Raw genomic sequence first — 5,119 nt, 5'->3', positions numbered from 1 at the left:
GGCCGGTCTGGTCCGCGCAGATGAAGGGGAGGTTGATCTCCGTCTCGGTGGCGCTGGAGAGCTCGTGCTTGGCGCGTTCCGCGGCTTCCTTCAGCCGCTGCAGCGCCATGCGGTCCTTGGTGAGGTCGATCTTGTTGGTCTCGAGGAAGCGCTTGGCCAGGAAGTTGATGATCTGCTGGTCGAAGTCTTCGCCGCCGAGGAAGGTGTCGCCGTTGGTCGACTTCACCTCGAAGACGCCATCGCCGATCTCCAGCACGGAGACGTCGAAGGTGCCGCCGCCCAGGTCGTAGACGGCGATCTTCTTGCCGTCGTTCTTCTCCAGCCCATAGGCCAGCGCCGCGGCGGTCGGCTCGTTGATGATCCGCAGGACCTCGAGGCCGGCGATCCTGCCGGCGTCCTTGGTCGCCTGGCGCTGGGCGTCGTTGAAGTAGGCCGGGACGGTGATCACCGCCTTCTCGACCTTCTCGCCCAGGAAGCGCTCGGCGTCCTCCTTGATCTTCTGCAGGATGAAGGCGGACACCTGCTGAGGCGAATAGTCCTTGTCGTGGGCGCGCACCCAGGCGTCGCCGTTCGGGCCCTTGACGATCTCGTAGGGCACCATGTGCTTGTCCTTCTCCACCACCGGGTCGGCGTACTGCCGGCCGATCAGCCGTTTGATGGCGAAGAGGGTGTTGGAGGGGTTGGTCACCGCCTGCCGCTTGGCGGGCTGGCCGACGATGCGCTCGCCGTCGTCCATGAAGGCCACGACGGAGGGGGTGGTGCGCGCGCCCTCGGCGTTCTCGATCACCTTCGGCAGCTTGCCGTCCATGATCGCGACGCACGAATTGGTCGTGCCGAGGTCGATGCCGATAATCTTGCTCATGGGAGAGTCTTGCTCGCTCCTTGTTGGCGGACGCCGCGGGGGCCTTCTGGCGAAGCGCCCATATCGGACGTCCCCGGTTCGGGAAAGTCTCACCGGTCGCCAATAGCGGCTCCGGCCTGTCCGCGATATGGGAAACCGTTGGGGGGCTGCAAGGGCGAAATCCCCTAAAGTCGTCAGGGATATGACTCAGGCGCGGCCCCAGTCGGGCAGCGCGGCCTGGTAGATTTCCGGCCGATGCGGCGCAGCCGCCCCGTGCGACGCCAGGAATGCGTGCTCCACGACCATGGCCTGCTGCTCGATATTCAACTCGCCGAAGCCCGGGCCGCGCTCCAGATCGTAGGCGTAGGCGTGCGCCCCGTCGCCAGCGCGCAGCTTGGCGGCGAGCATGTTGACGCCGGTCTGCGCCTGCCAGACGTGGGTCAGCTCGTGGACGAAGCCGGCCTGCACGGCCAGCGGCGTCCCGGCCGCCCCGAAGTCCGCCAGGGCCTCGGCCGCGGGCCAGACGATCAGCCGCCCGTTCGGCACGAAGGCCCGCCGCCAGACCGGCAGGGCCAGCAGGCGCACCCGGTCCGGATCGAGCGCGGCGCCGAACTGCGCGCGCGCCAGGCCGCGCTCGGCCGGCGTGAACCGGCGGATCTCCAGGGCCGCCATGGTCGCGGGACGGGTCATGCACGCTATATGAGCGGAGATGGCGCAGCTTTCTAACGTGGGTTTCGACTATTGGCCCGGCCGCCTGGACGCCGCAGCCCAGCGCGCCCTGGCGGACGAGGTCCTGGCCCGCCTGGCCGAAGCGCCGCCCTACCGGCCGGTCACGCCCGGCGGCAAGCCGATGAGCGTCGAGATGAGCAACTTCGGCCCCCTGGGCTGGATCACCGACGCCGGCGGCTACCGCTATGAAGCCCGCCACCCGGTCACCGGCCAGCCCTGGCCCGACATTCCGCGGGCGCTCCTCGCTCTTTGGGCCGAGCTCGGCGACGCCGCAACACCGCCGGACGCCTGCCTGGTCAATCTCTATGGCGCGGACGCCAGGATGGGGCTGCACCAGGACCGCGACGAGGCCGACTTCAGCCATCCGGTGCTGTCCGTCTCGCTGGGCGACACCGCGGTGTTCCGCATCGGCGGCGTCCGGCGGGGCGAGCCCACCCGCTCGCTGCGCCTGGCGTCGGGGGACGTCTGCCGCCTGGCGGGCGAAGGGCGCCTGTCCCACCATGGGGTGGACCGCGTCCTGGCCGGCTCCTCGCGCCTGCTGTCGCAGGGCGGACGGATCAACCTGACGCTGCGCCGGGCCGGACCAGCGGCGCTTTGACTCGCGCATACTTCCAGGCGACGATCACGGCGAAGCCCGGAGAGGCCCCATGTTCAGCCTCCCCCGACCCGAAGGCCCGAGCCAGAGGACTTCCACCTGTCGCGACGGGCCGTGGCGGGCGCGGCGTTCGGCGGCTAGAACGTGTTTGGTTCTCTTCGAACCAAACACGTTCAGCAAGTCTTTGAAACAGAGCGTGATGGTGGCCGGAACCGGCTTCCGCTTCCGGCTATCACGCTTTGAGGCGCCCTTTCCGCCTTAATGCGGCGGTTCGTCCGGCGGCGGTTGCGACGCGGCGTCGAGGATGTCGCCCACCTTGTCCGACGTCGGGGGAATGTCGAGCGGCTGCGGGGCGGCGGATTCCGGCGGCGCTTCCGCCAGCCTGGCGGGCGCAGCCTTTTCGTCGTCCTTCCTGTCGTCCTTCCCGGGCTCCGCAGGCTCGGGCGGGGCGATCTCGTCGGGGCTGATCGGCCGCGCGTCGGCGGCGACCAGCGGCGGGGTGTCGGAAACATCGGAGGTTTCGCCCGGCAGGCGCGGGCGATGGCCGGCGCCGTTCAGCCCCAGGACGAATCCCAGGGCGGCGCAGCAGGCGACTCCGCTGGCGACCACTTGCAGCACGTTTCGAGGCATGGACCACATGGCTGACGAACTTATTCGCCGCGCCGGAAAAGCGGAAGCGCCGTCTGAGGCTTGCGGGTTGCAGCCTCGCGCCGCCTGACCCTGCACATTCGCCGCGGCGAAAACCGTCCGGGCTCGATCTAGCGTAAACGCCTCTTAACCCTCTGGCGCCAGAAGATGGCCATCCTGAACGGAGGGTGCGAATGGCGCGGACGGCGCGGAAAACCGGACTTGACCTGGGGCTGCATATCGCAGCCCTGGCCTGGACCCACCCGAACACGGCCCGCCTGCGGGGCGGCGTGCTCGCCGCCCTGGGCGTGGCCACGGCCGTCGCCTTCTCCACCTACAACGCCGCCGACCCCAGCCTGAACGCCGCCTCGGCCGCCGCGCCCACCAATGCGCTGGGCGGCGCGGGGGCCGCCATCGCCGACGCCGGGCTGCAGTCCCTGGGCCTGGCGGGGGGCGTGGCCGCCCTGCTGATGGTGCTGTTCGGCCTTTCCCGCGTCACCGCGCTCGATCCCGCCCGGGTCCGCGGCCATGTGCGGCTGCGCGCGCTGGCCGGCGCGGCGGGCGTGCTGGCGCTTGCGGGCCTGCTGGCCTGGCCGGCCCCGCCCTCGGCCTGGCCGCTCGCCAAGGGACTGGGCGGCTTCTGGGGCGACGGGGTGCTGCACGCGGCCGCGGGGCTCTTTCATTTCCTGCACCTCCCGGGCGCGACGCCCGTCGCGGCCCTCATGCTGGCCGCCGTTGCCGCCCTGGGCCTGGGCTACGCCGTCGGCGTGCGCGAGGTCGACCTGCGCGCCGCCGGCCCCTGGATCCGGGGCGCCCTGCGCCGTAAGGCCGCGGTTCCGCCGTCCCGCGCCGCCGCCGAACCCGCGCCCCGCCGCCGCGAAGCCGGCGCCAGGGTCGCCAGGCCCGCCGGCGAGACGCCTGCGCAGCCGGCCCTCGCCGAGCTGGTCGCCGACACCCCCGCCGCCATCAGGGCGCCGAAGGCCGCCCACCGCGAATCCGCCCGCGAGCAGCGCGAAAGCCAGAACGCCTTCGACTTCGTCAAGCCGGGCGGCTTCAAGATGCCCGAGCTCTCCATGCTCGCGAAGCCCAAGCCGCGCGCCGCCAGCTTCGACGAGGGCGCCCTGCGCCAGAACGCCCGCCTGCTGGAAAGCGTGCTCGCCGAATTCGGCGTCCGCGGCCAGATCGACCAGATCCGCCCCGGCCCCGTCGTCACCCTCTACGAACTGGTCCCCGCCGCCGGCGTGAAGTCGGCCCGGGTGGTGGCGCTCTCCGACGATATCGCGCGCTCCATGAGCGTCAGCGCCTGCCGCGTGGCGGTGGTCCCGGGCCGCAACGCCATCGGCATCGAGCTGCCCAACGCCAAGCGCGAGACCGTCTATCTGCGCGACCTGCTGGCCTCGCCGGAATATGAGAAGTCGACCCAGGCCCTGCCCATGGCGCTGGGCGAGAACATCGGCGGCGAATCCTACATCGCCGACCTCTCCAAGATGCCCCACCTGCTGATCGCCGGCACCACCGGCTCCGGCAAGTCGGTGGGCGTAAACGCCATGATCCTGTCGATCCTCTACCGCCTGCCGCCGGACCAGTGCCGGTTCATCATGATCGACCCGAAGATGCTGGAGCTGTCGGTCTACGACGGCATCCCGCACCTGCTGGCGCCCGTTGTCACCGATCCCAAGAAGGCCATCGTGGCGCTGAAGTGGACGGTCCGGGAGATGGAGGACCGCTACCGCCGCATGTCGAAGATCGGCGTGCGCAACGTCGCCTCCTACAACGAGCGCGCCAAGGAAGCCGCCGCCAAGGGCGAGCACTTCGAACGCACCGTCCAGACCGGCTTCGACGAGGGCGGCCGGCCGATCTACGAGAGCGAGAAGATCACGCCCGAGCCGATGCCTTACCTGGTGGTGGTGATCGACGAGGTGGCCGACCTGATGATGGTGGCCGGCAAGGAGATCGAAGGCGCCGTCCAGCGCCTGGCGCAGATGGCGCGGGCCGCCGGCATCCACCTGATCATGGCGACTCAGCGCCCCTCGGTGGACGTGATCACCGGCACCATCAAGGCCAACTTCCCGACCCGGATCAGCTTCCAGGTGACCTCGCGGATCGACGCGCGGACCATCATGAGCGAGCAGGGCGCCGAACAGCTGCTGGGTCAGGGCGACATGCTCTACATGGCCGGCGGCGGCCGCGTGACCCGCCTGCACGGCCCGTTCGTCTCCGACGGCGAGGTGGAAGCCGTGGCCAAGGCGCTGCGCGAGCAGGGCCAGCCGCAATACCTCGAGGAAGTCACCGCCATCGCCGAGGACGACGAGGACGGCGGCGGCGAT

The 5,119-nt window shown here is 70.5% G+C and carries 5 protein-coding genes; 2 read left to right on the top strand and 3 right to left on the bottom strand.

The window, feature by feature from the left end:
- Together VGL30_RS08985 and VGL30_RS08980 are read right to left on the bottom strand one after the other, a co-directional pair.
- On the bottom strand, positions 1–862 hold an 862-nt coding region (locus VGL30_RS08985), incomplete at its 3' end, for an Hsp70 family protein (RefSeq protein ID WP_331539051.1).
- Positions 863–1,048: 186 nt separating this feature from the next.
- A complete protein-coding gene (locus VGL30_RS08980) occupies positions 1,049–1,531 on the bottom strand; it encodes a hypothetical protein (RefSeq protein ID WP_331539049.1) in 483 nt (160 codons plus the stop codon).
- Positions 1,532–1,550: 19 nt separating this feature from the next.
- Between VGL30_RS08980 and VGL30_RS08975 the strand changes: the two genes are divergently transcribed.
- Positions 1,551–2,168: an alpha-ketoglutarate-dependent dioxygenase AlkB gene (locus VGL30_RS08975; RefSeq protein ID WP_331539047.1), complete on the top strand. Its 618-nt coding sequence runs from the start codon at positions 1,551–1,553 to the stop codon at positions 2,166–2,168.
- A 255-nt stretch (positions 2,169–2,423) separates the two neighbouring features.
- Here the strand turns inward: VGL30_RS08975 and VGL30_RS08970 are convergent, their stop codons facing one another.
- On the bottom strand, positions 2,424–2,783 hold the full coding sequence (locus tag VGL30_RS08970) for a hypothetical protein (protein ID WP_331539045.1): 360 nt from the start codon (positions 2,781–2,783) through the stop codon (positions 2,424–2,426).
- 203 nt (positions 2,784–2,986) lie between these two features.
- Between VGL30_RS08970 and VGL30_RS08965 the strand changes: the two genes are divergently transcribed.
- Positions 2,987–5,119: DNA translocase FtsK (locus VGL30_RS08965; protein WP_331539043.1), on the top strand; the 2,133-nt coding region annotated here is incomplete at its 3' end.

Source organism: Phenylobacterium sp. (assembly GCF_036502675.1).
Taxonomy (GTDB): Bacteria; Pseudomonadota; Alphaproteobacteria; order Caulobacterales; family Caulobacteraceae; genus Phenylobacterium.
Note: the sequence above shows the minus strand (reverse complement) of the source record. Positions and strands in the feature narration are given on the sequence as shown.